Origin of the sequence: Kribbella aluminosa (genome assembly GCF_017876295.1) — a bacterium.
Classification (GTDB): Bacteria; Actinomycetota; Actinomycetes; order Propionibacteriales; family Kribbellaceae; genus Kribbella; species Kribbella aluminosa.
The window spans coordinates 2,924,812-2,951,704 of sequence record NZ_JAGINT010000001.1; the positions used below are offsets into that span (position 1 = coordinate 2,924,812).

Below are 26,893 nucleotides of genomic sequence, written 5' to 3' on the forward strand. Positions count from 1 at the left end.
GTGGATGCCGCGTCGAGCCGGGCACCGACGCAGGGTGTGGGGGAACGACAGTCGCGGTCCGCGAGCTGTGGTCCTCTGATCGTGGTGGCCCGTAGCGAGGCCTCGGAGCGCTGAGGGTGTGTCAGGGAACGGATGTCCGGGCGCGTCCGACCGAACGTACGAGCTCGAGCGACGCTGGATCTGGGACACCGGGGTGCCACAGCGCCATGTTGAGGGTGATCGGGACCGACCTCGCATGGGCCGAGTCGATGAGCGATCGCAGCTGCGACTCTGTGTACGGGGCTCTGTCGAGGTGCTGGCCGGCCTCGTGCACACCCCAGTCGTCTTCGAGCCTCAGCATGCCGTGCTCTTGAAGTCCGGCTCTGGGACCAGCACGACGAGTCCCGTTGCCACCGACAAGAGCACTACCGTAGCTGGGCTCGCCGGTGGAGCCTTCACCGAAGTCGATGTCTTGAAAGTCCGTGTACCGGGGCGCGATCCACGAGTTGATGCTGAGCAGGCGGCGTGGGTTCCCGGCACGTGCCGCCGCCGCAAGGCGTTCGAACGGAGCTGGGTAGAAGACGAGTCCGTCGTCGATGAACCAGCCGGACAGACGGTCGCCGTAGCGCTGCCCGAGTTCGCTGACCACCGACGCACAGTTGTCGAAGAAGATCTGACGGTCGCCGCGACCGGTGAGGCTGAACGCGTCCGGCCATTGCTGCGCTCGCCACCAGTCCGTGGATTTGTACCCGAGGTGGCGGTCCTGACCGGTGTGATAGTAGAGGAAGAACAGCATCCCTCGGTCGGTCACGGCGTGGGAGAGCTCGTCGATGAGGTCACGGTCGGCGGTCAGCCCAGAGCGACGGACGATGTTGTTGACGCTCGGTGCGGGCGCGGCGAGTTCATAGGTCCACCAGGTCGCAGACCAGATGAGGTACTCGGCGCCTGTGGAAGCGATCCAGTCCGCAAACTTCTGGACATCGAATTCGGCCACATGCTGATCGATCGAAGGCTTCTCGCCTCTGTGTGGGTACGACCAAGGGCCGTACTGGAACATCAGGCCAAACCTGGACCTGGCGAACTGCGCGCGAAGCGGCGCAGAGCTGGTTCGGAAGGCTGCCAGACGAGCGTCGTACTCCGACATTTCGTCCTCGTGCAGGAGCTCGATAGCCTTGACGGCCACGTTGTGGCCGGAGTCGCACCACAGGCGAAGCTCGGTCGGGCCTGCCGGCAGGTGGATATCGAGCTTGATGCGATCCCAGCCGTCGACGGCGATCGGCGCCGACGCAGTGGACCCCGTCGAAGGAGCCTCCAGGTGTAGGGCCTGCCCACGGCTGCCCCGTGCCAGGACGGCAGCCTGGTATCTCCCGGAACGGCCTGTCGTGAGCTGCCAGCTCAGAGCATGGCCCGGGCCGCCGACGCCTTCCACCCAGAAGTGCTTCGGCGGCTGATCCGCCCCTAGTACGGATGCGCCCGCCGGCAGTCCTGCGGTCGCGGCGAGCAGGACGTCGGTGCTGTCGGGCCCGGTCCGGAATCCGACCGACGCGACGAGCTGGTCGTCATGCATCTGGCTCCTCCTCGACTGTGGCTGCCACGAAGCTAGACATCGGATGTCTGGGCGTCAAGGCTTTACGTCTACGGGAGCGACAAAAATTTTAGGGAAGCGGTTGCTGTGCGGCCGCGAGTCTGTGCAGGACGGCCAAGGCCGCTCCTTCTGTGGCTCCCCAGACGCCTCGGGCGGAGACTTCGAGGTCAGGCATACCGGACTCGGCAATCAGCAGGGACTCCGAGAGGGATGCTCGCGCCGGGCGGAGGATCCATGGCTCGAGGCGGGAGTAGTGCCCGCCGAGGATGATGACGTCCGGGTCGAGGAGGGCGGCGAGAATCGCGGATCCTCGACCTAGCCAGGTGCCGGCGTCGGTCAGAGCCGCCATGGCGGACGTGTCTCCATCGCTTGCCCGCGCCAGCAGGTGATCGATGGCGGCGGCAAGGCCGGCGGGGCTGGATGCCGACCGTCGCGCGGACGGGTCGGCGGCATCGATCAGCGCGTGGATACCGGCACGAGTCTCGAAGCATCCGTTGCGCCCACAGACGCACGGCAGGCCGGAGGACTCCAGTATCAGATGCCCGACTTCGCCTGCCATTCCGCGGGAACCGCGCCACACCTGCCCGCCGGTCACGATTCCGGCGCTGATGCCGTAGGTCCCGGTCAGGTACACGATGCTCGTGCCCTCGACGCCCGCACGCAGCCGGGCCCTGCGCTCCGCCAGTACGGCGAAGTTGGCGTCGCTGTCGATGATGACCGGCACATCGACCCCCAGAGCCTCGACGACGCCCTTCTGCAGGGCAACATCGTGCCAGCCGAGGCTCGGAACGTACTTCACCGTACCGGTCGAAGCATCAACCAGTCCGGGGACGCTGACGCCGACCCCGAGCAGTTCACGCTGCTCGGCGTTGATTCGGCCCAACGTCTCGTGCAGGACGGCGGCCGCCTGCCGCAACAACGCACGTGGATTGGCGACCTCCGAATCGACGACGTGCTCCTGGCGCAGCAACTCGCGTCCGCGAAGACTGTAGACCGCCACCCGGACACGATCGACCGCGATCTCGAGGCCGGCCAGGGCGAAGTTCGAATCGTCGAGATCGAGCCCTGTGGTAGGCCGGCCGCGTCGGCCGTTGGATTCACCTGGAACCTCGGTCACCAGGCCGCGTCGCCTCAAATCGTTGACCGAACTCGAGACTGTGGCCCGAGCGAGTCCGACCGCCCCGCCGAGCACCGGCCGGCTGATCGGGCCGTGGTCGATCAGCTCCCGTAGGACGGTCAGCACGGTCGCATCCGTCAAGTCGCTGCCCCTTCTCTTTCCTGGCACTGAGAATTTTGTCGTCGGCTCAGCTAATATTCGCCGCTTGAGACATCCGATGTCCAGCGCTTGTTGATCGATCGCCGAACGATACGGCAGCTATTGTCCGGAGTCATGAGCGACTGGTACGACGACCTGGGGCTCGGGGTGTTCATCCACTGGGGACATGCGAGCACCCAGGGCTGGGAGCTCTCCTGGCAGATGACCGGGGGAGTCGAGGGCCAAGCCCCGACACTCGCCGCCGTCGGCTGCGAGGAGTACTTCGACAACGCGTCGACCTTCGCGCCCCCCTCCTTCGACCCCGTCGCCTGGGCCGACCTGGCCTGGCGAGCCGGCGCCAGGTACGTCGTTTTCGTCGCGAAGCATCACGACGGCTTCGCCATGTTCGACACCAAGGTCTCGGACTACTCGGTCGTCAACATCTGGGGGAGGGACATTACTGCGGAGGTGGTCGCTGCCTTCCGGGCTCGCGGGATGCGCGTCGGCCTGTACTTCTCGATGGTCGACTGGCATCACCCCGACTATCCGCGCTTCACCGACGAGTCCGTAACCAAGCCGTACAGAGTCGGGAGCTACCCGCGCGGCTCTGACCGCCAGTGGGCCGCCTACCGGCGCTTCATGATGGCGCAGCTCGACGAACTCCTCACGGGGTACGGTGCGCTCGACATCGTCTGGCTCGACGGAGAGTTCGAACACACTGCCGACGAGTGGCGATTCGACGAGGTCCGTGCGCTGATCAGCGGGAGGCAACCGGATGCCCTGGTCAACGACCGCTGCGTCGGCCACGGTGACTTCGTCACCCTGGAGCAACAGATTCCGTACGCGCCACCCGCGAGCAGGTGGGAGGTCTGCATGACGATGAACAGCACGTGGGGCTACGTGCCGTCGGACGACACGTGGAAGACGCCGCGGAGTCTGCTGCAAAGCCTGGTCGAGATCGTTTCGATGGGCGGCAACCTCCTGCTCAACCTCGGACCCACTGGGACTGGCGAACTGCCGCCACCGGCGGTCGAGAGACTGGAGGCGCTCGCACGCTGGACCGTCGACAACGGTGAGAGCCTCCACTCCGCCCAACCTGGCTTGCAACCGTGGCAATACGCCGGCCCGTCAACTCAGCGTTCGCTGCCCAACGGCCTTCTCCGCACCTATCTGTTCATCCCATCCCAACGGCAGCGGACGGTTGTCGTGCATGGTCTGCCGACGTCACAGATCGCGTCCGTCGCGGCCCTGGCCGACGGCGCCCCACTGCCATGGATCGCGCAACTCGACCCCAGCTCACGCGGCTCGGATCCGACCTTCGGCGGACTCCGCATCGAACTGCGACCAGATGCAGTCGACGAACTCTGCACAGTCGTAGCCATTGACGTCCGTCCGCACAATAGGTAGCCGTACCCGCAGCGCCCCACGCTAGGTCACCACCAGGTTCTCATCGAGGCCACCGGCAACGACGAGCCGCCTGCTCTGCGCGACGAGGAGCGCGGGCTGCTCTCGTTAGCTCAGTCCTCCCGTGTCAAGCGGTCGGCCGGCGGTTGTCCCGGCCGCGGTCGGCGCAGGGACGTTGCCTACAACGGGATGAAGACGGAAGGCCCAGTTTGTATTGGGCTGCACGACGACGGTCCGGTGCGCCAGGCGGTCGGGGACGTCAGACACGCGGCGTAAGCAGAGCTCTCGATGTCTGAGGCAGATCCCAAGGAATGCGATTCGGTGCCCGTCTCGGCCCTCCTCTCTGAATCGAGAGCTCATCGTTTTACTGAACGGAATGGATGCGAAGGTTTGGGCCACTCCAATCAACTACGGTCGGGACCCAACGGAGAGTTTGCAGGTCAGCAGCAACTTTCGGCTGTTGACGCGAACCGGCGCGAAGGCTGGCCCGGTAAAGCGGAGTTAGGGAGTGCCCCCGTATGTGGAGGATGCCTCGAGGGCGGCTTGGTCGCTGTGATTCATGCCTCGAGCACGTTGGCCGAAGAGTCCGCGGACGTCGCCGTCGAGTACGTCGCCGCGTACTGAACGGCTTACGGCGTCGGCCTACCTGGTCCGAGCTGACCCGTGGGCTGGGCTGGCCGCATGCCGCCACGACCACGATTATCCGTCATCCCGCGGGCACCGGCAGGTTGGTGACGACTCCCGAGTATCGGCCCCTCAACGTCGGCCCAGCGGGGCGCACAGCCCTCCAGGATTCGTCCGGGCTGCCTTCTCCCAGCTGGTTGAGCGTCCCTGACCACATCTGTGGGCTGATGGTGTCGGGGAAGGTGTGCTCGGTGGCGTCGTTCCACGGCTCGCCGTTGGATCTGACCTCGCACAGAAGCCGCACGGTCTGCTCGGAGATCTCCTCTGCGTTGTAGACCCACAGCCCGCATGTGACGATCGCACCCGCTTCGCCGGCTGGTAGATCGAACGTCGGGCTGATCACTTCGCGATGAGGATCGACCGGTCCCGGACCGTGGCCGGCGAACAGGCGCTTGGTGAGGTACTCGCGTGGCACGGTGATGGTCGCCGACGTACGCCACCGGGTACCGCAGCTCGACAGGAATCCAGCCCTGCGGGGGCGGATCCCCGATCGTCACCTTCACCTCAGGCTTGGCCTGCTGATGGTTCTGCTCTGCCTGAACATCGCGGACGATCTGGTTCGCCTCCGCGGCGATCTGGTTGGGCGTGCTCGGCTGCCACCGCCTGCTTGCTGGTCGCGCGCCATGACAGGCCGGCGACGATGAGCGTGGCCACGGAGATCACCACGGCGATGATGTTGAACCACGGGGCGAGCACGATGATCCATTTCCCCGCGTTGGCGCCAGTGCGCCGGGGGTAGATCGCGGCTCGTACTGAAGTTCAAGCGAGTGATTGTCGCGGCCGACGATTGTCCGTGGCACTGCCAGCGGCGTGGCGGGTGGTGTAGATGAGTGCGATGAGGGTGCGGGCACGAACTCCAGGCTGGTTCTGCCGCTTGGCCCGACCCCTGATTCGCCCGCCGTCGCCCTGACTCCGAAGCTCATCCAAGACGTATCCATTATCTGTGCTGGCGGGAGTAGACATTGCATCCTCGGCTGTGTAATGTTCCTGCTGTCGACAGAGAAGAACAGCGAAGCTGACGTGGACAGCTACCGATCTGTCCAAGGTTGCGCAGTAGGTACGACGGCGGACTCCGCCGGGCCGATCAGTGAAGGGGCTCGGGTTTCACGCCAAGGTCAGAGCCTGTGGAGCCAGTGGTCGAGCAGGGTTCCAGGCTTGACGGATCGAAATGGCAGTTTGCAGTTAGTAGTTGCAGTAGTAGGCAGTTCGCAGTTCTGTACCCGCAGTAGCAATGCGCAGTTGCTGTTTGTAGTTGAGTACCAGTAAGTAGTAGTTGTTCGAGAGAGAAGGGAACGGATTACGCCGTCGGATCGCCCGCCAGTGCCAGTACGTCGCCGGGCGGGTGCCGTAGCTCCATCAGATGGGAAGGTGGTCTTCGGTTACGCATTCAGCGGTCCCCGCAGCGATGGCCTTCACGTGGCGCGCTGCGGACATGCAAGGCCGGCCTCACGGCCGGTAGATGGTGACAATCCAACAACCCCTGGGCCCCGGTGCTTCGGCACCGGGGCCCTTCGGCACGGAGGTGCGATGACCCCAGATCTGCACACGGAAACACGCACGGAGACCACGATGAACTCAACCCCGGCCGGGACGGCCAACTTCGACGATGACGACTACCCCGCCTTCACGATGGGCCGGGCCGCGGAGATGCTCGGCACCACGCCGGGATTCCTGCGGAGCCTGGACGAGGCGAAGCTGATCAACCCGCAACGGTCCGAGGGCGGTCACCGCCGGTACTCGCGCTATCAGCTGCGTCTGGCAGCTCGAGCCCGAGAGCTCGTCGACCAGGGCACCGCCCTCGAGTCCGCCTGCCGGATCATCATCTTGGAAGACCAACTCGCCGAAGCTCTGCGTATCAACGAGCAGCGAGAGGAACAGGGCTAGCGACCAACCACGGAGGACCCGCCACCCGCCCGACGACGAAACTCGGGCGGAACCCGGCGCTCGATTCCTCGAGGACCTTCTCCAGCGTCTGGTCCACCCAGTGCTGGCGAGTCGTCGCATCGTGCGCGTATCCCCAGGGATCTGCAGCCAGCGCACCCGCGGCCCGTCCGGCGCCGTGCAATCTTCTCCCCAAGAGTTTGCTACCGGCGATAACGGCCCGGATGATCGGGAACCTGCCCGCCGGCGGCTGCGAATCCACGATCGACCGGCCACAACACGTCCCGGGAGATCACGACTGCGATTCCGCCGTTATCGCCTGATCCAGCGCCCCGGCGAGCCTGAACTACCTTTGACTCCGACAGCTCCCAGCCACGCACCCCTTGGCTTGGGAGCTGTCGTAGGTGGGCGACCCGGCCTGCCAACTACGCTCGTTCGCGGCTGGTGGCAGCGGTCTTACCGGCACCCCAAAGAACGCTGGCTGAAAGATCGGGGGGCGAGGACGCGATCGGCTGGAAGATCATCAACCGGGCGCTGGCCGGTGCCGACCGCGTCGACGAGCCCTCCGAGCTGGACGGCCTGGCCGTCGGAGAGGTCGGTGACCACCGACACCCAGGGTCAACATGGCCGGTCGACCCTAGGTCAGGCTCCATACGACGACCTTGCCGTCGGAGCAGCCGGCCGCGAGGGTCTTGCCTGAGCGGTCGTAGGACAGTGAGGTAATCTCGCCGCCGCTTCCCTCCAGCGCGCGGATGGGGCTGGCGGTCGTGATGTTCCACTCGATGACCTTGTGGTCCGCGCCGCCGGTGACTGCGGTACGCCCGTCCGGACTGAACGCCACAGCGTTCACGGAATCGTCGTGCCCGTTGTTCAGGCTGGCGAGCAGTTTGCCGTCCGGGACGCTCCAGATCTTTGCCGTCCGGTCGGCACCGCCGCTGATGAGTCGCGTTCCGTCGGGACTGAACGCGACGGCGCGTACCTCATCGGTATGGCCGTCGCGATCATCTGCGAGTTGCCGGCGTTGGCCGTTGTGGCTGACGTCCCAGAGGTAGGGGTGCGCGTCGGCGCTGCCGGTCGCGAAGTACCGGCCTGTGGGGCTGTAGGCGATCGACATGATCCGCCGTCCGTCGGCGGCTTGGTAGGTGTTGACCAGTTTGTGGCTCGCGACGTCCCAGAAGCGGACATCGCTGCCGTCGGGCCACCGGCGCGTGGCGAAGGTCTTGCCGTCCGGCGCGAAGACGGCCGAGGCCGCGGACTGCTCCAGCCCGCACTCATTGCCGGTCTGGTTCCACGGGCGGCGGCCGTCGAAGAACTGCCAGCACGAATCGCCCGCGGTGAGCAGTTGGCGTCCGGATGCGTTGAAGGTTGCCGAGAGCGCACCGACACCGAGGTCCTTCGCCAGCGACGGAGAGCGGCCGCTCCCGACGTTCCAGACGGCCGTGGCGGAGGCATTGGTACACGCCAGCAGAAACCCGTCCGGATGCATCGCGACCACCGCCGAGTTGTCGGTGTCGTCGCACCCGAATGTCGTGGCCGGCTGCAGGGCCTGGACCTGTTGTGCCGTCGGAGTCTTCGTCGTCGGTTGCGGGGCGGGCTTCGACCGGGGTGATGACGGCGGTGCCCCGCTCTCCGGCCCGTCGCCCGGCGACGTGCGGCCGACGAAGCCGACCACCGCGGACACAACGATCAGGACAGCCGCGATCCCGACGACCATGCCCGTCGTGAGTCCAGCCGGTCTGGGAAACCAGTTGGCGACGACACCGGTCAGGAACACCAGCACGGCCGCGAAGAGAATCCCTGCAAACGCCAGCACGGCCGCCCTCTCAGTAGACCTGAGCCACTACTCTCAGTGCACTCAGCGCCACGACTGTACGGTCCCGGAGGTTCGGCGTGAGGCCAGCTTCGGGAATTCCAGACCTACGTGGCCGACGTGGCCGAGGTGGCCCTCCCTCGCCAGTCAGCGGCGTGCGGCGGCGATCTGGGCGGCGACCTGGTAGCTGCAGTGCCGGTCGAGCGTCACCCGGCTGCGGTTGTACTTCTGCGTGGTGGCCAGGTGCTTGTGCCCGAGCAGGTCGCGCCGGCTGCGCTGATCAGGTCCGCTCGTGCGTCGTTCAGTGCTGCCTCCGCCACGGTCCGGGCGGCGCGTGCCTTGCGCGGCTTCCACAGGGTGTCCTTGCTGTAGGCGGCGTTCAGCTCCATCGCCGCGTCAGCCAGGTGAAGTGCCGCCGTGCGTCGAGTACGGCGCCTCCAAAGCCGCGCTGCGCCCGTACGTCGTCGCGCTCGCCGCCGACTTCGGCCCACGCGGCATCACCGTCACGCCGTCGCCCCCGGACTCATCGACCAGACGCCGTTCTTCGGGTCGCCGCTGTCGGACGAGCGGCTCGAGCTGCGGGCCGCCGAGACCGTCACTGGCCGCGTCGGCGTACCCAATGACGTCGCCCAGGCGTTGCACTGGCTGGCATCGGAGAACTCCGGGCACGTCACGCGCAGGTCATCCAGGTCAACGGCGGCGCGGCAAGCGGCCGCTGACCCGATCCCCACTCGGCGACGTTGTCCAAGGCAACAGCAACCCGAGCCGCGCCGCCGCGACCTCCCCGTAATCGAGGCCGGTGAACTGGCGCTGACCGACGATGAGCCTCCTGTGGCGTGCGCCGGTGAGGTCGTAGGGTTTGGGGATGACTATTGAGTTGGTCAATCCGGGTGACCTGCCGACCCCTCAGACGTACAGCCATGTGGCGATCGCGACTGGTACCAGGCTGGTTTTCATTGCTGGGCAGGAGCCGGAGGACTTGCAGGGCGAACTGGTTGGGCCGGGTGATCTCGCTGTCCAGGCGCGGTTGACGTTTGCGAATCTGGGTCGCGCGCTGGCCGCGGCGGGTGCTCGGCCGGATCAGGTCACTCGGCTCGGGATCTACCTGGTCGGGTACCTCCGTGAACATCAGCCGATCATCCAGGAAGCCCGTTACGAGCTGTTCGGTGAGCACAAGCCGGCCGATGTGATGATCGGCGTCGCGGCACTCGCCCGGCCCGAGCAACTGATCGAGGTCGAGGCCACCGCAGTTATTTGATCCCGACGGACCGGTCAGCAGGCCTCGCCTCCCCGGGGAAGTGGGGGTGCCGGTAAGAACGCTGTCACCAGCCGCAAACGAGGGTCGCTACGCGCTCGCCGTGCTGGCGCGGTGGCGTTCGAGAACTGGGTAGACGGCCCAGAGGTCCCGAACGCGTCCCCAGGGGGCGAACTAGCCGCTCTGCGTCCCTGCTGAGGCTGTTTCCCCAAGGGTGCGGCGGGACTGGTCGTGGATGCTCAAGCAACATCGGCACCAGAGTGATCAACGAGCCGCGTCTGGCGATCTTGCCTCTTCTTGAGCCAAGGAGCGTCAGAGCAGGAGGCTAGCCGGCGGTGCTTTCGCGGATTTCGAGGGTGTAGTTGGCCGGGATTTCGGTGGGGGCGGAGCGGTCGCCCTCGAGGCGATTCAAGAGGAGTTGTACTGCGTTCTTGGCGATCTGGGTCTTGTCGGGGCTGATCGTGGTGAGGCTGGGGGTGCTGTAGCGGCCGTCTTCGATGTCGTCGAAGCCGACCAGGGCAATGTCGTCGGGGACGCGGAGGCCGTGGCTGAGGATGGTCCGGAGGGCGCCGAGCGCGAGGAGGTCGTTGTAGCAGAAGACCGCGTCGGGTGGCTGGGGGAGCGCGAGCAGATCGGCCATCGCGGCGGCGCCGTCGGCGCGGTGGAAGAACTCGGTGGGGCGGACCAGCTCCGGAACGACCTCCTGCCCGGCCGCGTGCAGCGCGGCCCGGTAGCCCTGGGTTCGCAGCAGACCGGTCTGCCGGGTCTCGTCGGCCTGGTCGCCGATCGCCGCGATCCGCTGCCGGCCGAGCTCGATCAGATGCCGGGTCGCGAGCTCGGCCGCGCCGACGTTGTCGATCATGATGTGGTCGAGCCCGCCCTCGACGACGCGCTCACCGAGCAGCACCACCGGCGTCGACGACGGCCGGTTGCGGAGGTCGGCGCCGCCGAGCGCGAGCGGGTTGAAGATCAGCCCGTCGAACATCGCCGCCCGGTTTCCCCGCATCACCAGCTCGCGTTCGCGCACCGGATCGCCGTCGGTCTGGTCGACCACGACCGTGTACCCCGCGGCCGCCGCCTGCTCGATCACGGCCCGGGTGAGCTCGGCGAAGTACGGTACGTCGAGCTCGGGCAGGACCAGGGCGATCAGGCCGGACCGGCCGTTCCGCAGGGTCCGGGCGACCGCGTTGGGCTGGTACCCGAGCTCGTCGAGCACCCGCTGCACGCGGGCCCTCGTCTCCGGCGCGACCTGGGGGAAGTCGTTGACGACGTTCGACACCGTCCGGACCGAGACGCCGGCCCGCGCGGCGACCTCGCGGAGTGTGGCGGCCACTGCGCACCTCGTTTCGTGGACGGTGAAGTCTTGACACTTGCAACGTTGCAACCTTAGCGTCTCCAACACCACTTGCAACGTTGCAAGCACTGCAAAAGTCATGAGGACGCGAACATGACCACTTCCCTGTCTCTTTCCCGCCGCACGCTGTTCCGAGGTGCGGGTGCCGCCCTGGTGGCCGGCGGCCTCGGTGCCTGCGCCCCGGGCGGCAGCACCGGAAACAAGTCGCTGCCGAGCAGCAGCGTGACGAAACCACCGTCCGGCGAGATCACCATCTGGGACCGCACCGGCGACCTGTACAAGGTGTTCGACAAGGCGATCGCGTCGTTCACGGCGAAGTACCCGCAGGTGAAGGTCCACCACGTGGCGGTCGACATCAACGCGAAGCTCCCGGCCACGTTGATCAGCGGTGCCGGCGTACCGGACGGCGCGTTCTACGACGACGCGCTGCTCACCGGTGTTGCGCCGCACCTGTACGACCTGAGCCAGCTGATCGAGCAGTACAAGTCGGACATCGCGCCGTACAAGCTCGGTGTGGTGACCGTCGACGGGAAGGTCGTCGCGGTGCCGTGGGACCTCGACCCCGGCCTGCTGTTCTACCGCGAGGACGTCGTCACCCAGGCGGGCGTCGACCCTGCAGGTCTGACGACGTACGACGCCCTGCTCGGCGCGGCTCGTACCGTCCGCGAGAAGTTCCCGAAGGCGCAGCCGATCCACCTCGAGAACGACCAGTTCCTCGCGCAGCTGTGGATCGACATGTTCGCGAACCAGCAGGGCGGCGCGATGGTCGGTGCCGACGGGAAGCTCACGATCGACTCCGACCCGTACCGCAAGGCGCTGACCTGGCTGGACACGGTGCGGTCGGAGCAGCTGGGGACGCTGGCGAAGTACACCCAGCCGACCGATCTGCAGACGCAGGACAACGGCACCCAGGTGTTCGTGCCGTGGGCACAGTGGTTCGTGTTCGCGCCGCAGCAGTTGCTGAAGGCAAGCAAGGGCAAGTGGCGGGCGACCGCGCTGCCGGCGTGGCAGCCGGGCGGTGCGCGGGCGGGGGTGATGGGTGGTTCGTCGTTCGTCATCCCGGCCAAGGCGAAGAACCCTGAGCTGGCGTGGCGTTTGTACGAGCACCTCGTCTTCAGCAAAGCGGGTTACACCGCCGTTTACGGGCCGAACGACGTGTATCCGGGTGGCCTGAACACGTCGATCCCGTCGTACCTGCCGGCGCTCGATCCGAACACGCCGCTGTTCAAGCCGATCGACGCGTTCGGCGGGCAGGACCTGTGGAAGGTCGCCGTCGAGGCGGGGAAGCAGGTGCCGGGCGGGTACATGATTCCCACCTGGTGGGGGAAGGCCGGCGACTACTTCGGCGTCAACGTGCAGAAGCTGCTGGCCGGACAGATGAGTCCTGACGACGTGCTCAAGACCTCGGCGTCACAGATCCAGAAGAACCTGATGGGGCCCAGCTGAATGGCGACCCTCACCGAAGTGGCCACGACCAGGCGATCCGCTCAGCGGGTACGCCGGCGCCGGGTCCCGGTCGCGCCGTACCTGTTCGTCGCGCCGTTCGTTCTCGTCTTCGCCGGGTTCAGCGCGTACCCGATCTTCTTCGCGCTGCAGTTGAGTTTCACCAACTGGCACGGCGCCGGTGCGCTGGAGATCATCGGGTTCGCCAACTACCGGTACTTGCTGACCAGCCCGGATTTCTGGCAGTCGATGGCGACCTCCGGTGTGCTCTGGCTGCTCGTCGTACCGGCGCAGGTGCTGGTCGCGCTGACGATCGCGGTGGCGTTGCGCAAGGCAAAGTTCCGCGGCGTCTTCAGCGCGGCACTGATCGCGCCGTTCGTGACGCCGCTGGTGGCGATGGCGCAGGTGTGGATCATCTTGTTCGACAAGGACTTCGGCGCGGTGAACCAGGGCTTGTCGTCGATCGGATTGCCGGCAATCGGCTGGTTGACCACCTCCGCCGGAGCGAAGGTGACGGTCGCCCTGCTCGTGCTCTGGCGAACTACCGGGTACGCCGTCATCTTGTTGATGGCCGGATTGTCGACAATCCCATCGGATGTCTACGAGGCGGCGACGATCGACGGTGCAGGTGCGTGGCACCAGTTCTGGTCGATCACCGTGCCGCTGGTGACGCGCACGCTGAGCTTCGTCGTCGTGATCGGCACCCTGACCGTCTTCCAGCTGTTCGCCGAGCCGTACGTCGTGACCGGCGGCGGACCGTTCAACGCGACCAGGACGGCCGGGCTGTACCTCTACAAGCACATCACCAACTCCGATCTCGGACTCGGCGCCGCGAACTCGATGCTGCTTGTCGTCATGGTGCTGGCGTTGTCGCTCGCGTCGATCCGGTTGCTGCGCTCCAGGGAGGATTCATGAAACGCCCGGGGACAGGAACGCAGCTCGGAGCGCTCGGACGCTACGGCCTGCTGACGGTGGCCGCCGTCCTCGGCCTGGCGCCGCTGCTGTGGATGATGGTCTCGTCGCTGAAGCCCGGCGCGGACATCATCTCGAGCCCGTTCAGCTTCGACCCGGGTCGGCTGACGCTGACGAACTTCCGGTCGATGCTGGACACGATCCCGATCGGTACCGGGTTCCGGAACACCGCGATCGTGGTTGTTCTCAAGGGCGCGCTGACGATGATCTTCTGCCCGATGGCGGGCTTCGCCTTCGCGAAGTACGTGTTCCCGGGCAAGCGGCTGTTGTTCGCGACCGTACTGACGACCTTGATGTTGCCGACGCTCGTGCTGCTGATCCCGTTGCTGCTCGAAATGAGCCAGCTCGGCTGGGTGAGCACGTTCCAGGCGCTGATCCTGCCCGGCGCGATCGACGCTTTCGGGGTGTTCTGGATGCGGCAGGTGATCCTGGCGATCCCGGACGAGCTGCTCGACGCGGCACGGGTCGACGGCGCGAACGAGCTGCGGATCTTCGTGAGCATCGTCGTACCGGTGATCCGGCCGGGGCTGGCGGCGCTCGGCGTACTGACCTTCATCAACATCTACAACGACTTCGTCTGGCCGGTGGTCGCGGTGAACGACGAGCAGCACCAGACCCTGCAGGTGATGCTCTCGGCGCTCGCACAGAACATCCGCTCGGGTCAGCTCGGCGCGGACTGGACCAGCGTCTGGGGCCAGTTGCTCGCGGCAAGCACCGTGGCCGCGATCCCGGTCCTGATCGTGTTCGTCGTCCTGCAACGTCACCTCATCAAAGGCGTCATGGCCGGCAGCCTCAAGGGCTGAAAGACACCCCCTGCGCTTCGCTCGGGGAAGCTTGGAGAGACAACAGTGAACACACCACGTCCTGAGTACCCCCGGCCGCATTTCGACCGGTCGGCGCGCTGGCTCAACCTGAACGGCGAGTGGGAGTTCGCCCGCGAACCCGATCAGTTCGGCCAAACCATCGTCGTACCGTTCCCGTGGGAGCACCCTGATTCCGGTGTGGTCGCGCACTGGCTGCCGAGGGCCTGGTACCGGCGGCGGATCGAGCGTCCCGCGGACTGGGCGGGGGAGCGGACCATCCTGCACTTCGGCGCCGTCCATCACCACGCGACGGTGTGGGTGAACGGCGCGGTCGCCGTCGCGCACTCCGGCGGGTACCTGCCGTTCGAGGCGGACATCACCGACCTGCTGGACGGGACCGGTGCCGGCGAGCTCGTCGTGCAAGTGGATGCACCGACTGACAAGCGGTTCATCCCGCACGGGAAGCAACGCAGTACGCCGGCCGACGACTACGACGGCTGTGCCTTCACCCCGTCGAGCGGGATCTGGCAGACCGTCTGGCTCGAACCGCGACCGGCTGAGCACATCTCGCAACTCGATCTCCGGCCGACCGAGATGCTCGACGGCATCGAGGTGACGATGACCGGCCCGTCGCCTGTGCGTCTCGAGATTCCGGGGGTTGTGGTCCGTGAGTACGACGTGTGGCCCGGGACGGTGATGCTGCCGATCGCCGAGCCTCGACTGTGGACTGTTGACAATCCGCATGTGTACGACGTGATCGTGACCGCCGGCGAGGACACCGTGCGTGGGTACACCGGGTTGCGGAAGGTCGAGTGGCAGGGCAGCAACCTGCTGCTGAACGGCGTGCCGACGTACGTCAGGGGTGTGCTCGATCAGGGGTTCTGGCCGACGGGTGGGCACACGGCGCCGAGCGACGAGGCGCTGCGGCGGGACCTGGAGCTCGCGCGGGCGGCGGGGTTCAACCTGGTGCGGAAGCACATCAAGCTCGAGGACCCGCGCTGGCTGTACTGGGCCGACCGGCTCGGCATGCTGGTGTGGGCCGAGCCGCCGTCGACCGGGCGCTTCACGGCCGAGGCGGTCGCCGCGTTCGAGGAGGTGGCCGCCGGAATGGTCGCGCGGGACGGCAACCATCCGAGCATCGTGATCTGGGGTGCGTACAACGAGGAGTGGGGCCTGGACTGGGACGTCCCGGGTGATCCGGCGAAGCAGGACGCCGTACGCCGGGCGTGCCGGATCCTCAAGGACGCGGACCCGACTCGTCCGATTGTCGACAACTCGGGGTGGGCGCATGTCGAGACCGATCTGGTCGACTGGCACTACTACGACGAGAACGTGGGGTCGTGGGCCGCGATCGTGGACCGGCTGATCAACACCGAGGACGGCAGCTTCCCGGTCCGGCTGGGGCCGGACTTCGTGGCGGAGAAGGCGATCGCGGCGCCCGGGTTCGACGGGACTGGCAAGGTGCAACTCAACGGCGAGTACGGTGGCGGGTCGACCAGCGTGGAGCGTGGGTGGCACCTGCGGTGGCAGACCCAGGAGCTGCGCCGGCATCCGCGGAACGCGGGCTACATCTACACCGAGCTGTACGACATCGAGCACGAGACCGTCGGCATCTACACCTACGACCGCCGGACGAAGGACCTCGGCGGCGTCATCCCGTCCGACGTCCACGCGGAAACCGTTCTGATTGTCGACATCATCCCGCAGGCTCCCGGCCGGGACCTCGTGCTCGACGGCAACTCGGCGTCGATCCCTGTGCGCGTTTCGCACACCGGGCCTGAACCCTTGCTCGGCACCTTGAACTGGTCGGCCGGATCCGCACCCGTGGAGGCCAAGCCCTTCACCGTGACCGATCCGGTCGAGATCACGGTGACCGAGCCCGGTCGCCTGCACCTGTGGATCACTGACACGTCCGGCACCGCTGTCGCTCGTACTTTTGTCGACATCACTCCAGTCGACACCTCGAACTGACCTGCACCTCGAACTGACCTGCACCTCGAACTGACCTGCACCTCGAGCTACCGCCCTTCGTCCGAGGAGGTTCCATGTCCATCCGCAGATTGTTGACAGTCTGCAGTCTGATTGTCGCCGCGTTGGTGGCCGTTCCGGTCCCGGCCACCGCCGCGCCACCCGGCAACGTGCTGTACAGCCCGAACCTGTCCACCTACCCGAGCGCCGACGCCAGCTACCCGCGGGCGATCCGGCTCGACCACGACTCCAACTCCGGGCGTACCGTCCTCGCGACCTTTGCCCGTCGCCACGAGTCCGGGCCGAGCAGCTTCCCGGTCTTCCGCAGTACCGACGGTGGCGCCACGTTCGGCGCGAACCCGATCAGCACGATCAGCTCGCACACCGCCGGTTGGGATCTCGGCGCGCCGGTGATCTACGAAGTACCGCGGACCGCGAACGGCCTGACTGCGGGCGACCTGCTGGCCGCCGGCACCGCATGGGTCGAGGGCAACTTCACCGCCCAGAAGATCGAGGTGTTCAAGAGCACGGACCACGGCGCCAGCTGGCAGTACCTGTCCAACTGCACCCAGACGAGCGGTCTCCCGAACACTATCGGCGCCGGCATCTGGGAGCCCTGGTTCCTGCTCGCGCCGAACAACACCCTCGCCTGTTTCATCTCCGACGAGCGCCCGGCCGGCTCACCCACCAACAACCAGATCATCGGCCACTACACGTCGACGGACGGCGGCGCGACCTGGAGCGCGAACATCACGCCTGACGTCGCGTTCCCGGCCGACAACCTGGCACGACCGGGGATGTCGATCATCACCGCATTGCCGAACGGTCAGTTCGTGATGTCGTACGAGCTCTGTCGCGATGCAACCAACGCGGATCATGCGTGCGAGGTCTATCTCAAGACCAGTCCGGACGGTCTCAACTGGGCTCCGACCGACAGTCCCGGCACGCTTGCTCAGACCAGTGACGGCCGCCACCTGCTGCACACGCCGTACGTGGCCTGGATTCCCGGTGGCGGACCGAACGGCACGCTCCTGCTGTCCGGGCAACGCGTGGTTACCGGACCGGCCGGGAACAAGACGGTGATGGCGGAGTCCGGATCGGTGCTGTTGGCAAACACCTCGCTCGGCTCCGGCAGCTGGACCGAGCTGGAGGCTCCCGTCAACGTCAACCCGACGGGCGGGTATGCGTCGGGTGTCCCGAGCTGTCCGGGGTACAGCTCACCGATCGTTCCCTCGATCGACGGTACGTCGTTCCTGTATCTCGCGGCGACGTGGCTCGGCACCGGAAACCAGTGTCAGGTGCACTTCGGCACAGGAGCTGTCGGCGGCCCGGCCGGCGCGATCACCGGGCCGGCTACTGCCGGCAAGTGCCTGGACGTCGACCACAACACCGCGATCAACGGGAACGCGGCACAGCTGTACACCTGCAGCGGCGTACCTGGTCAACAATGGACAATGCTGGCCGACGGCACCATTCGTGCCTTCGGCAAGTGCCTGGACATCGTCGGGAACGGTACGGCGAACCTCACGAACGTCGAGCTCTGGGACTGCGGGCCGGCCGGCGGACAGCAATGGCGTCCACAAGCCAACGGCTCGTTGCTGAACCCGCAGTCGGGCCGCTGCCTCGACAGTCCCGGCGGCGCGACCGCGGACGGGACCAAGTTGCAGATCTACGACTGCAACGGCCTCGACTCGCAGAAGTGGAACGTGCCGGGCTTCCCGACCGGGCCGATCACGGGACCAGCCGCCGCGGGCAAGTGCGTGGACGTCGACACCAACACGCCGACGAGCGGGAACGCCGTACAGCTGTGGACGTGCAACGGCGTACCTGGTCAACAATGGACGATGTCGACCGATGGCAAGATCCGTGCCTTCGGCAAGTGTCTGGACATCGTCGGCAACGGTACGGCGAACTTCACCAAGGTCCAGCTCTGGGACTGCGGCCCGGCCGGCGGACAGATCTGGCAACCTCAGACAAACGGCTCGTTGCTGAATCCGCAGTCGGGTCGGTGCCTGGACAGCCCCGGCGGCGCGACCGCGGACGGGACCAAGCTGCAGATCTACGACTGCAACGGACTCGACCCACAGAAGTGGAAGATCCCGGTGTAATCCGCCGGTCAGCCCCGCGCGCTGCTCTTGTCCTGCTGGCTGCAGCGTGCGCGAGTCGTGGATTTTGGTCGTCGTACAGCGCCAGAACCCACGACTCGGCGGGCTCGCCAGTACGACGGTGAGTTGATCGTGGGCCGGATGCGATTGGTCGACCGGATACGCGCGACACCGGCCGAAACGGCGGACCCATCCAGCTGCCCGGCGTCATGAAGATTCACACCACATGTTTGGACCACGTCGTACTGAACGTCTCCGATCTCGAAGCCAGCAGACGGTGGGCGTCGGTGACGCGGACGACGCGGGACTTCGAGGGCGAGGTGTCGCTCCGCGTCGGCGGGCAGGCGATCCGGTTGCGCGAGGGAACACCCGCGCCTCGTGGTTCGGTGAGTGTCTGCCTGGTCGCGGACGCGTCGATCCACGAGCTGTACGAGCGCGCCGAGCAACTCCACGCCGTACACGGTTCTGTCCATCCACGGACCGGGCCACAGCACCGGCTCAGGCGCTCACCGTGGAGGACCCGGACGGCTATCAGGTCGAGCTCGCCACGTACACCCCCGAAGGTGCACCCGCCGGCTGAAGTGCGACCCGCTGACGGTCGCTCGGGGCGGCTTTCGGGGTGTGTTCACCGAGAACGACAGGTACGTCGTACGGGCCGAACCCCCGGGCCTGGATCCGGACAAGGACGTCAAGGTCGACGTCGCGAACGGGATGCTGACGATCGCCACCATCGACACCTCCAGCCCAGCAGCTGTGGGTTCAGCAAGGGGTGTTGAAGCCCGTGTGGCTGTTCGGCGAGCGATCCGGGGGTCCACCGGTCACGTTTGCTGGATCGCCGGTCAGCGGGTGACGCGGTCGACTCGGTGGCCGTATTGGTCGAAGATGTGGAGTTTGGCCGGGTCCACGCCGAGGTGCACCTTGGTTCCGGTCTCGAGGGCGGGGTTGGGGTCGACTTCGATGACGAGGTCGGCTCGGCGATGGGTCGGCGTTGCGGTTGAGTCGGCGGACTCCGTCGCGGGAGGCCGGCGAAGTAGCAACCTTGCGAGCGACGTCAGCGTTGACCGGCGCGGCGCCGCGTGACGGGTCTGAGTGACGTCGTGGGGTGGGCGTGTTCGTGGTCCGACGAGGTCGGGGTTGAGCATCTCGACACCGCAGTCGACGAAGGCGATCCACTGGTTGCCGTGGAACTCGAGTGTTCTGAGCGTTCCCAGCAGTTGGTCGCTGTCGCCGCGCTCAACAGTGGGTGTGAAGGCGTCGGAGCGTGCGCCGACGATGACGTGTACGCCGTCGTGCCGGCTCAGGATCATCGACCGGCGGTCCGTCGGTGGCAAGGAGATGGTCTGTGCGCCGAGATCGAGGCTGACCCGGTGGTGCGCGGTGACCTGGATGGTGGCGGACATCAGGTTGATCCGCGGCGCGCCCAGGAAGCCGGCGGTGAAGGCGGTCGCGGGGTTGTTGAAGACCTGCGTCGGTGTGCCGACGTCCTCGATCCGGCCGTCGCGCATGACCGCGATCCGGTCGGCGAGAGTGAGGGCCTCGATCTGGTCGTGGGTCACGTAGACCGTCGTCACGTTGAGGTCCCGGACCATGGCGCCGATTTCCTGCCGCAGTTCGGTGCGCATGGTCGCGTCGAGGTTGGACAGCGGTTCGTCCATCAGGAAGATCCGTGGTTGCCGGACGATCGCCCTGCCGATGGCGACCCGCTGCCGCTGGCCGCCGGAGAGCGTGCCGGGGAGGCGGTCGAGGGTCTTGTCGATGCCGAGGATCTTGGCCAGACCGGCCGCCTTGGTGCGTGCCTCGGCGACGTCTTCTCCCGCCATCCGCAGCGGGAACATGATGTTCTCGCGGGCGGTCCGGTTCGGGTAGAGCGCCCCGTTCTGGAAGACCATCGCGACCCCGCGGTCCTTGGGTGACAGGTCGGTGGCGCAGGATCCGCCCAGCCAGAGATCGCCTCCGGTGAGCTCCTCGAGGCCGGCGATCATCCGGAGCAACGTGGTCTTGCCACAGCCCGACGGGCCGAGAAGCACCATCACCTCACCTGCCGGCACATCCAGCGACACGTTGTCCACGGCAAGGTGCCGGCCGCCGTACACCTTGGACACAGCGTCGAGTCTGATGCCGGTCATGGTCGCTCCTCCTCATGTCCGACTACACAACTCCCGCGGCCCGCTTGTCCAGAGTCGAATCCGGATGCGGGATGGTTGCCTTTGGCAAGGTGATGGGACGCTAGGATCTTTCGCGGTTAACGTTTCACTCCGCCGGTTCTTGGTGCTGCCGGCAACCGATGTACGACCGTCCCCGAAAGCTGCATGTCAAGGCGTGAGTACGCCCGGTGATCGCGCCGTCGGTGAACAGGTAGGAGGGCCTACCTGGAGGCTGTGCGGCGCAGGTGCACAGCGGCACAGCGGCGCGGTGGCGCGGTGGTCGGTTCCTGAGCGCATCTGGTATACCAGACGGTGTTTGCTGGTTGTCGACAAAGGAGCAGCCGTATGAGTCTGACCATCCGCAACGTCCGGCCGTGGGGCGGCGCAGCGAGCGACGTCGTCCTCAGGGACGGGCAGATCGCCGAGATCCGGCCGTACGACGCGGCGGGCGCGGTCGACGGTGCGGTCGACCGTGCGGCCGACGGTGCGGCCGACGGTGCGGTCGTGGACGGTCGCGGGCGGTTGCTGGTGCCGTCGTTCTCCGATGTCCACGTGCACCTGGACTCGACCCGGATCGGTCTGCCGTTCCGGCCGCACACCGGGGCGCCGGGCGTGTGGGCGATGATGCTGAACGACCGCGACAACTGGCGTACGGCGGAAGCCTCGATCGCCGAGCGGGTCCGGAACACGCTCGGCGCGATGATCGCCCGCGGCACGACGCGGGTCCGGAGCTACGCGCAGATCGACGTGGACTGCCGGCTGGAACGGTTCGAGGCGGTGCTGGCCGCGAAGGAGCACTTCAAGGACGCGGCGGACGTGGAGATCATCGCGTTCCCGCAGGCCGGGCTGCTCCGCGAGGAAGGTTCGGCCGAGCTGATCGAGGAGGCGCTGAAGGCCGGGGCGACCGTAGTGGGCGGGATCGACCCGTGCATGCTCGACCGGGATCCCGTCCGGCATCTCGACATCGTGTTCGGGCTGGCCGAGAAGTACCAGGTCGCGGTCGACGTCCATCTGCACGAGCCGGGTGAGCTCGCGGTGTTCAGCACCGACCTGATCCTGGAGCGAACGCGGGCGCTCGGGATGCAGGGCAAGGTGACGCTGTCGCACGCGTACCAGTTGGGCAGCGTGAACGAGGCGACCACCCGCCGGCTGATTCAGGAGTTCGCCGAGCTGGACGTGTCGATGGCGTCGATCGCACCGTCGGCGTCGGGACAGCTGCCTCTGAAAGAGTTGACCGAAGCCGGGGTGCGGTTCGGGCTCGGTGAGGACGGGCAGCGCGACTACTGGTCGCCGTACGGCAACTGCGACATGCTCGACCGGACATGGCAGCTCGCGTTCACGAACGGGTACCGCAAGGACGAGCTGATCGAGCACTGCCTGGCAGTCGCGACCGTTGGTGGCGCCAGCGTTCTCGACCCGGAGTCGACCAGGCTGAAGAGCGTCGCGGATCGCCCCGGTGTGGCGGTCGGCGATCCGGCCGAACTGTTGCTGGTCGACGGCGAGACGCCGACGTCGGCCGTGATGGACCGTGGTACGGACAGGACCGTCATCCACGCCGGCCAGGTCGTCGCCGACGGCCTCGCCCTGCTCTAGGCACGAGGCTTGCCCGGTCAGATTCTCAGCGGGCAACCCTGCATCATTCAGGCTTCTCGGCTGCGGCGGCTGCGGCGGCTGCGGAGGTCGGTGAGGGCTAGGGCGGCTGCGGTTGGTAGGGGCTCGACGATCGGGGTGAGGTTGAGTTCGGCGAGGCGGCGGGCGGTACCGGACAGCGGGCCGCCGGCAATGATCACGGCCTCCGCGCCGTCGGCGGCGCAGGCGCGGACGGCGACGGCCAATTCGTGGAACTGACGCTCGGGGTCGGCAGCGAGTACCAGCGGTTCGGACTCGGTCAGGCGGACGCCGGTGAAGGTGTCGCTGTGGCCCCAGCGCGCGACCAGCGCGGTGAGCGAGCCGGCAAGCAGCGGCGTGCTGGTCGCCATCCCGAACCGCCGGCCGCCCCGAGCAGCGGCGAGGATCGACGCCTGGCCGATGCCGATCACGGGCAGCTCCAGTTCGTCCTCGAGCCGATCCCGTCCAGGATCCCCGATCGCCGCGACGATCACCCCGACGACCTCGTCATCGCGGGGCTGACCGTGATCGGCCCGATCCACAGCGAGCCGCCGGCGTACGGCGTCGACCACGTGCGCCTCGGCGGCCGCGAGAACGACGGGATCGGCCAGCATCCGGGGACCGTGCGCGACCGTGATGCCCTCGACCGTCAGCCCGGCGGCGGCCAGCTCCGGACGTACCAACTCGGTCATCATCGCGGTGGTCTGTGCGTTGGTGTTCGGGTTCACGAGCACAACGGTCGGCACGGTGTCCTCCATCAGAGGTCGAGCAGCCGAGCGGGGTTGGTCTTGATCATGGTGTTGATCTCGTCGACGCTGAAGTCGAGGTCGAGCAGCGAACTGATCAGCGTCCGCATGCCCTCGACCGGCGTCGGCCCGGAGCGGATGCCGTAGTCGGTGCCGAGGACGAAGTGCTCGACGCCGATCTCGCGGATCTGCCGGGCCCAGGGCATCACGCCGCTGAACTCCGGTGCGTTGGCGATACCCGCGATCTCGTCGGCCCACTCGCGCTCGACGTAGTAGTTGGTGCGCGGCAGGCCGCGGTGGAACATCCAGTCCGAGACGGCGCCCTCCAGCAGTACGCCTTTGTCCGCGAGCTTTCGCTGCTGCTCGACGGTCATCCGGCCGCGGCACGGGTGGGCGACCACGATCTTCCGGATCCCGGCGTCGATCGCCAGGTCTGCCAGTACCATCGCCTCCTCGACCGAGACGTGCCCGGTGTTGAGGTGGACGTGCGGGTGGTCCGCGATCAGCTGCAGGATCTCGGCCAGGTCGTCCGGGACCGAACCGTCGAGCGGGATCCGGATCGAGCGGTCGACCTCCCGCTGGAACTCGGCGTACCGGTCCTTGAACAGCACCGGCTTCCCGTCGACGTAGCTGCCTTCGTGGGTGGTCATGAAGTGGGTGCAGTGCGCGCCGAAGTGCACGAACCGGGCGCCGGCGCCGTACTGCAGAGCGGTCTTCACCGCGCGTGGGTTCAGTCCACCGAGCACGGAGGTCAGGATGATCCCGCCGTACACGTCGACGCCCGGTACCTGGCGCGTCGTCAGCTGCGACGTACCGCAGCTCATCCCGAGGGTGTGGTCGAGATACATCAGCGCCCGCATCCCGGCGTCCCGGGCCTGCTCGGCGATCTGGAAGGGATCGAGCCGTCCGGGGCACGACCGCAGCCAGGGACCGGCGTGCACGTGGATGTCGATCGCGCCCCGGATCAGTTCGTCCGGAAGCTCCATCGAGCGGTTGTCCCAGGTCTCCGCGAGGTCAGTCATAGGGTCTGTTCCGTCCTTTCAGTTGTGGGTTCCTTGCTGATGAACCTGAAGAGGAGCACCACGGCGAGCAGCTCCACGTCCTGCGCGGCGCGCTCCGTGGTCGTCGACCGCAGCGTTTCTCGCTCAGCCATCGTTCGTCCTCGCGGGGCCGTGTCCTACCGGCCTTTCCCCGAGGTTCCGGGTGGAGCAGATGTGGCGAACGTGGGCGGCGCTGCCGACGATCGAGGCGACCGCTTCGGCGTAGTCGAAGGGCTGCGCCGCATAGGTTTCGAGGTCCGGCAGCTCGCCCGCGGCGATCCGGGATTCGTACCGATGGACGAGTTCGAGGTACGCCGCGAACTCCGGCACCGTCAGATCGGGATGGGCCGCGAGGAACTCCGCTTCGTAGATCTCGAGGAGCCACTTCTCCGGCTGTCGCGGCCGGTCCTCGTAGGACTCGTAGTTCTCGATCGTGAGGTTCAGCGCAGGGTTCGCGTCGAGGATGATCGGGAGTACCTCGCCGAAGTCCACGACCCCCGTGCCGCACGGGCGCAGCTGGTAGTAGAGCCCGTCCTCGCCATGGGCGAGACGAGCGTCCTTGATGTGGCTCTGCCGGACGTACGGCGCGACTCGCCGGGCGGTCCATACCGGGTGCTCGATCCGGTGCAGCGGGTTGGCCGTGTCGTACACGATCCCGGTGACGTCCGGCCCCACAGCCTCGACCAGCCGGACCAGCTCGAAGGAGCTGATCTCCTCGTGGGTCTCGAGGTTCACGTGGATGCCGAGGTCGCGCGCGAACGGCGCCAGCTTCTGCAGGAAGCGCTCGATCGCGACCAGTTGCTCGGGCCAGGTGACGTCGGTCCGGAAGCGGTCCCAGGCGAGCCGGCCGCGGAACTGGGGCTTGAACAACGCCGTGGACGACCACAGCTCGCGGCAGTCGATCGCCGCGCAGGCCTCCATCATCCGCCGGAATCCGAGCAAGGTGTCGCCGTCGCCGATCGCCCGGAGCTCAGGTGCTTCGGGGATCGCGAACGGGTTCACCTTGCCGAGCCCGGTCTCGAGGTACATCCCGAGGTCGTCCGCGCAGGCCCGGGCGGTCCGCAACTCGGCCGCATCGAGGGTCGGGCTGATATCGAGGACCGACCGGAAGAAGACACCCTCGAGGCCGAGCTGATGCGCGTGCTCGATGGTTCCGAGCGGACCGCGCTTGGCCGATTCGGGGATCTTGAGCCCGTCGACGCCGACGCGCGGGAACCGTGGATCAGCTCTCATCATGCAGTTCCTCCAGCGAACGTCCGAAGGTCTCCGGCCCGAACGGAACAGCGATCAGGACGACCGCGCACATCGCGGCGACCAGACTCAGCAGGGCGACCGGTCCGAGGGAGCTGAGCAGCGCCCCGGCCAGCGGCGGCAGCAGCGCGCCGCCGATCATCCCGAGGTTCGAGATCACGCCGATCCCGAACGCGCGGACCCGGGTCGGGTACAGCTCCGGGCACCAGGTCGAGATCGAGCAGTTCGCCCACCAGGAGAAGAACTCGAACAGGAACCCGAGGACGAGGATCGCGACCGCGCCGTGGGCGAGGAACGCGAACGCCAGCGCCGACAGGCAGGAGAGCCCGGCTGCGACGGCGATGGTGGGACGCCGGCGGAACCTCGCGTTCAGCATCGAGGCGAACAAGGCCCCGGTGACCGCGCCGAGGAAGATCACCATCGTGAACCAGAGACTGGTGGCGATCGCGTAGCCCTGCTCGACGAGCAGAACCGGCCAGAAGGTGAGCAGTACGAACTGTGCACCGAACAGCGAGGCCGTGCAGGCGCCGAGCACCGCAGAGTTGCGGCCGAGCCGTCCGCGGAGGATCTCCGTCCACCGTACGCCGGACTGCCCGAGCCGGAGGTTCTCCGGCAGGTAGCTCGTCACGTTCAGGCCGTTCGGGTTCAGCCGGCCCGACGCGAGCACACTGAGCGATCGGTTCGCCTCCGCGATGCGCCCCTTGCTCAGCAGGTACCGCGGTGTCTCCGGCATATGCCGGCGCGTCCAGAGAACGAGCAGGGCCGGCAGGCAGAGCAGAGCGAAGACCCAGCGCCAGGCCGCGTCCGGTCCGCCGAGCCACAGCGGCAGGTCGGGACCGACCACGCCCACGATCACGAAGCCGAACAGATAGGCGGCCGGATTGCCGAGCCCTCCGGCGCCCACCTGCAGCAGCCCGACCGCAGTACTGCGGTACTGCGTGGACGTCATCTCCGCGAGCAGCGCCAGCCCGACGACGAACTCACCACCCAGTCCGAGACCGACGATCGCACGACCGATCACCAGGACCGGGAAGGTCGGCGCCAGCGCACAGACGAGCGCGCCGACGCTGTAGAGCGCCAGGTTGAAGTTGAACATCGTCTTGCGGCCCTTGAGGTCGCTCAGCCAGCCACTGAGCGCGGCACCGACGTACATCGCCCCGAACGTCGCGGAGGCCAGGAAGCCGATCCCGGCGGACGAGACGCCCCATTGCGCCTTCAGGGACGGGCCGACGATGCCCACGGTGTTCTGCTCGATGACGTCGAAGAACGCACCGAAGACGACCACGGCGAGGATGACCTTGTGACTTCGGTTGGTCCCGATCCGGTCCATCACGGAGCCGAGCAGCAGCAGCGCTCGCCGGCCGTCGTCGGACGCCCGGTCGCCAACCGTGCTGGTTGTCGTGGCGAGCAGGACGTCCTGCTCGGGAATCTCTTCTTGCTCAGCCATCGTGCGCTCCTGACCTCTACCGAAGGACGGAATTCCGCATATCGGAAACTTCATTCCGATTGGGTAGAAGGCTGAACCTGGCCACGCCGACTGTCAAGCATGGGACTCATGCAATCCCACAGTTGCGGGGTGTCTATCGGGGACTGAAACTGTAGATTC

General features: G+C 67.0%; 22 protein-coding genes. 9 read left to right on the forward strand and 13 right to left on the reverse strand.

The features are described 5' to 3' along the window. Positions 1-121 precede the first annotated feature (121 nt). Positions 122-1,408, reverse strand: a complete 1,287-nt coding sequence (locus tag JOF29_RS14150) for a hypothetical protein (RefSeq protein WP_209694657.1) — start codon at positions 1,406-1,408, stop codon at positions 122-124. 226 nt (positions 1,409-1,634) lie between these two features. Then, positions 1,635-2,822, reverse strand: a complete 1,188-nt coding sequence (locus JOF29_RS14155; RefSeq protein WP_209694658.1) for an ROK family transcriptional regulator — start codon at positions 2,820-2,822, stop codon at positions 1,635-1,637. A 120-nt stretch (positions 2,823-2,942) separates the two neighbouring features. On the opposite strand from JOF29_RS14155, the gene JOF29_RS14160 reads away from it, so the two are divergent. After that, a complete protein-coding gene (locus JOF29_RS14160) occupies positions 2,943-4,226 on the forward strand; it encodes an alpha-L-fucosidase (RefSeq protein WP_281067234.1) in 1,284 nt (427 codons plus the stop codon). A gap of 703 nt (positions 4,227-4,929) precedes the next feature. On the opposite strand, the gene JOF29_RS14165 is transcribed toward JOF29_RS14160, so the two are convergent. Beyond that, positions 4,930-5,250, reverse strand: a complete 321-nt coding sequence (locus JOF29_RS14165; RefSeq protein WP_209694660.1) for a hypothetical protein — start codon at positions 5,248-5,250, stop codon at positions 4,930-4,932. Between the two features lie 1,226 nt (positions 5,251-6,476). On the opposite strand from JOF29_RS14165, the gene JOF29_RS14170 reads away from it, so the two are divergent. Beyond that, positions 6,477-6,791 carry a helix-turn-helix domain-containing protein gene (locus JOF29_RS14170; RefSeq protein ID WP_245357583.1) on the forward strand — a complete coding sequence of 105 codons (315 nt, stop codon included), beginning with the start codon at positions 6,477-6,479 and terminating at the stop codon, positions 6,789-6,791. 634 nt (positions 6,792-7,425) lie between these two features. On the opposite strand, the gene JOF29_RS14175 is transcribed toward JOF29_RS14170, so the two are convergent. The 3 genes from JOF29_RS14175 to JOF29_RS14185 all read right to left on the reverse strand — a co-directional run bounded on the left by JOF29_RS14175 (position 7,426) and on the right by JOF29_RS14185 (position 9,240). After that, complete coding sequence (locus tag JOF29_RS14175; RefSeq protein ID WP_209694662.1) at positions 7,426-8,601, reverse strand: WD40 repeat domain-containing protein; 1,176 nt, start codon at positions 8,599-8,601, stop codon at positions 7,426-7,428. A gap of 144 nt (positions 8,602-8,745) precedes the next feature. Continuing rightward, the gene (locus tag JOF29_RS14180) at positions 8,746-8,952 is read right to left on the reverse strand and encodes a hypothetical protein (protein WP_209694663.1); all 207 of its coding nucleotides are present in this window, start codon (positions 8,950-8,952) and stop codon (positions 8,746-8,748) included. 42 nt (positions 8,953-8,994) lie between these two features. Next, a complete protein-coding gene (locus JOF29_RS14185) occupies positions 8,995-9,240 on the reverse strand; it encodes a hypothetical protein (RefSeq protein WP_209694664.1) in 246 nt (81 codons plus the stop codon). Between the two features lie 223 nt (positions 9,241-9,463). Between JOF29_RS14185 and JOF29_RS14190 the strand changes: the two genes are divergently transcribed. Next, complete coding sequence (locus JOF29_RS14190) at positions 9,464-9,856, forward strand: RidA family protein (RefSeq protein WP_209694665.1); 393 nt, start codon at positions 9,464-9,466, stop codon at positions 9,854-9,856. Between the two features lie 322 nt (positions 9,857-10,178). Here JOF29_RS14190 and JOF29_RS14195 read toward each other — a convergent pair whose 3' ends face one another. Then, positions 10,179-11,186, reverse strand: a complete 1,008-nt coding sequence (locus JOF29_RS14195) for a LacI family DNA-binding transcriptional regulator (RefSeq protein WP_209694666.1) — start codon at positions 11,184-11,186, stop codon at positions 10,179-10,181. Positions 11,187-11,300: 114 nt separating this feature from the next. On the opposite strand from JOF29_RS14195, the gene JOF29_RS14200 reads away from it, so the two are divergent. The 5 genes from JOF29_RS14200 (at position 11,301) to JOF29_RS14220 (ending at position 18,501) form a co-directional block, all read left to right on the forward strand. Beyond that, the gene (locus JOF29_RS14200; protein ID WP_245357585.1) at positions 11,301-12,653 is read left to right on the forward strand and encodes an ABC transporter substrate-binding protein; all 1,353 of its coding nucleotides are present in this window, start codon (positions 11,301-11,303) and stop codon (positions 12,651-12,653) included. 18 nt (positions 12,654-12,671) lie between these two features. Then, positions 12,672-13,565 (forward strand): carbohydrate ABC transporter permease, encoded by an 894-nt coding sequence (locus tag JOF29_RS14205; protein WP_307863323.1) that lies wholly within the window; start codon positions 12,672-12,674, stop codon positions 13,563-13,565. After that, positions 13,562-14,425, forward strand: coding sequence for a carbohydrate ABC transporter permease (locus JOF29_RS14210; RefSeq protein ID WP_209694667.1), 864 nt, complete (start codon positions 13,562-13,564; stop codon positions 14,423-14,425). The genes JOF29_RS14205 and JOF29_RS14210 overlap by 4 nt, the downstream gene beginning before the upstream one ends. A gap of 45 nt (positions 14,426-14,470) precedes the next feature. Further along, entirely contained in the window at positions 14,471-16,396 is a 1,926-nt protein-coding gene (locus tag JOF29_RS14215; RefSeq protein WP_209694668.1) for a glycoside hydrolase family 2 protein, read from the forward strand. 74 nt (positions 16,397-16,470) lie between these two features. Beyond that, complete coding sequence (locus tag JOF29_RS14220) at positions 16,471-18,501, forward strand: ricin-type beta-trefoil lectin domain protein (protein WP_209694669.1); 2,031 nt, start codon at positions 16,471-16,473, stop codon at positions 18,499-18,501. An 836-nt stretch (positions 18,502-19,337) separates the two neighbouring features. On the opposite strand, the gene JOF29_RS14225 is transcribed toward JOF29_RS14220, so the two are convergent. Further along, a complete protein-coding gene (locus JOF29_RS14225; protein WP_209694670.1) occupies positions 19,338-20,624 on the reverse strand; it encodes an ABC transporter ATP-binding protein in 1,287 nt (428 codons plus the stop codon). 363 nt (positions 20,625-20,987) lie between these two features. Between JOF29_RS14225 and JOF29_RS14230 the strand changes: the two genes are divergently transcribed. Further along, positions 20,988-22,235, forward strand: a complete 1,248-nt coding sequence (locus tag JOF29_RS14230; protein ID WP_209694671.1) for an amidohydrolase family protein — start codon at positions 20,988-20,990, stop codon at positions 22,233-22,235. 47 nt (positions 22,236-22,282) lie between these two features. Here the strand turns inward: JOF29_RS14230 and JOF29_RS14235 are convergent, their stop codons facing one another. The 5 genes from JOF29_RS14235 to JOF29_RS14250 are packed head-to-tail and all read right to left on the reverse strand — an operon-like array spanning position 22,283 to position 26,734. Then, positions 22,283-22,996, reverse strand: coding sequence for an aspartate/glutamate racemase family protein (locus JOF29_RS14235; RefSeq protein ID WP_209694672.1), 714 nt, complete (start codon positions 22,994-22,996; stop codon positions 22,283-22,285). 11 nt (positions 22,997-23,007) lie between these two features. Further along, positions 23,008-24,018 carry a DUF6282 family protein gene (locus tag JOF29_RS14240; RefSeq protein WP_209694673.1) on the reverse strand — a complete coding sequence of 337 codons (1,011 nt, stop codon included), beginning with the start codon at positions 24,016-24,018 and terminating at the stop codon, positions 23,008-23,010. Further along, positions 24,015-24,149, reverse strand: a complete 135-nt coding sequence (locus JOF29_RS44470) for a hypothetical protein (RefSeq protein WP_281067236.1) — start codon at positions 24,147-24,149, stop codon at positions 24,015-24,017. The genes JOF29_RS14240 and JOF29_RS44470 overlap by 4 nt, the downstream gene beginning before the upstream one ends. Further along, a complete protein-coding gene (locus JOF29_RS14245; RefSeq protein ID WP_209694674.1) occupies positions 24,142-25,272 on the reverse strand; it encodes a sugar phosphate isomerase/epimerase family protein in 1,131 nt (376 codons plus the stop codon). The genes JOF29_RS44470 and JOF29_RS14245 overlap by 8 nt, the downstream gene beginning before the upstream one ends. Next, positions 25,259-26,734, reverse strand: coding sequence for an MFS transporter (locus JOF29_RS14250; RefSeq protein ID WP_209694675.1), 1,476 nt, complete (start codon positions 26,732-26,734; stop codon positions 25,259-25,261). The genes JOF29_RS14245 and JOF29_RS14250 overlap by 14 nt, the downstream gene beginning before the upstream one ends. Positions 26,735-26,893: the final 159 nt, after the last annotated feature.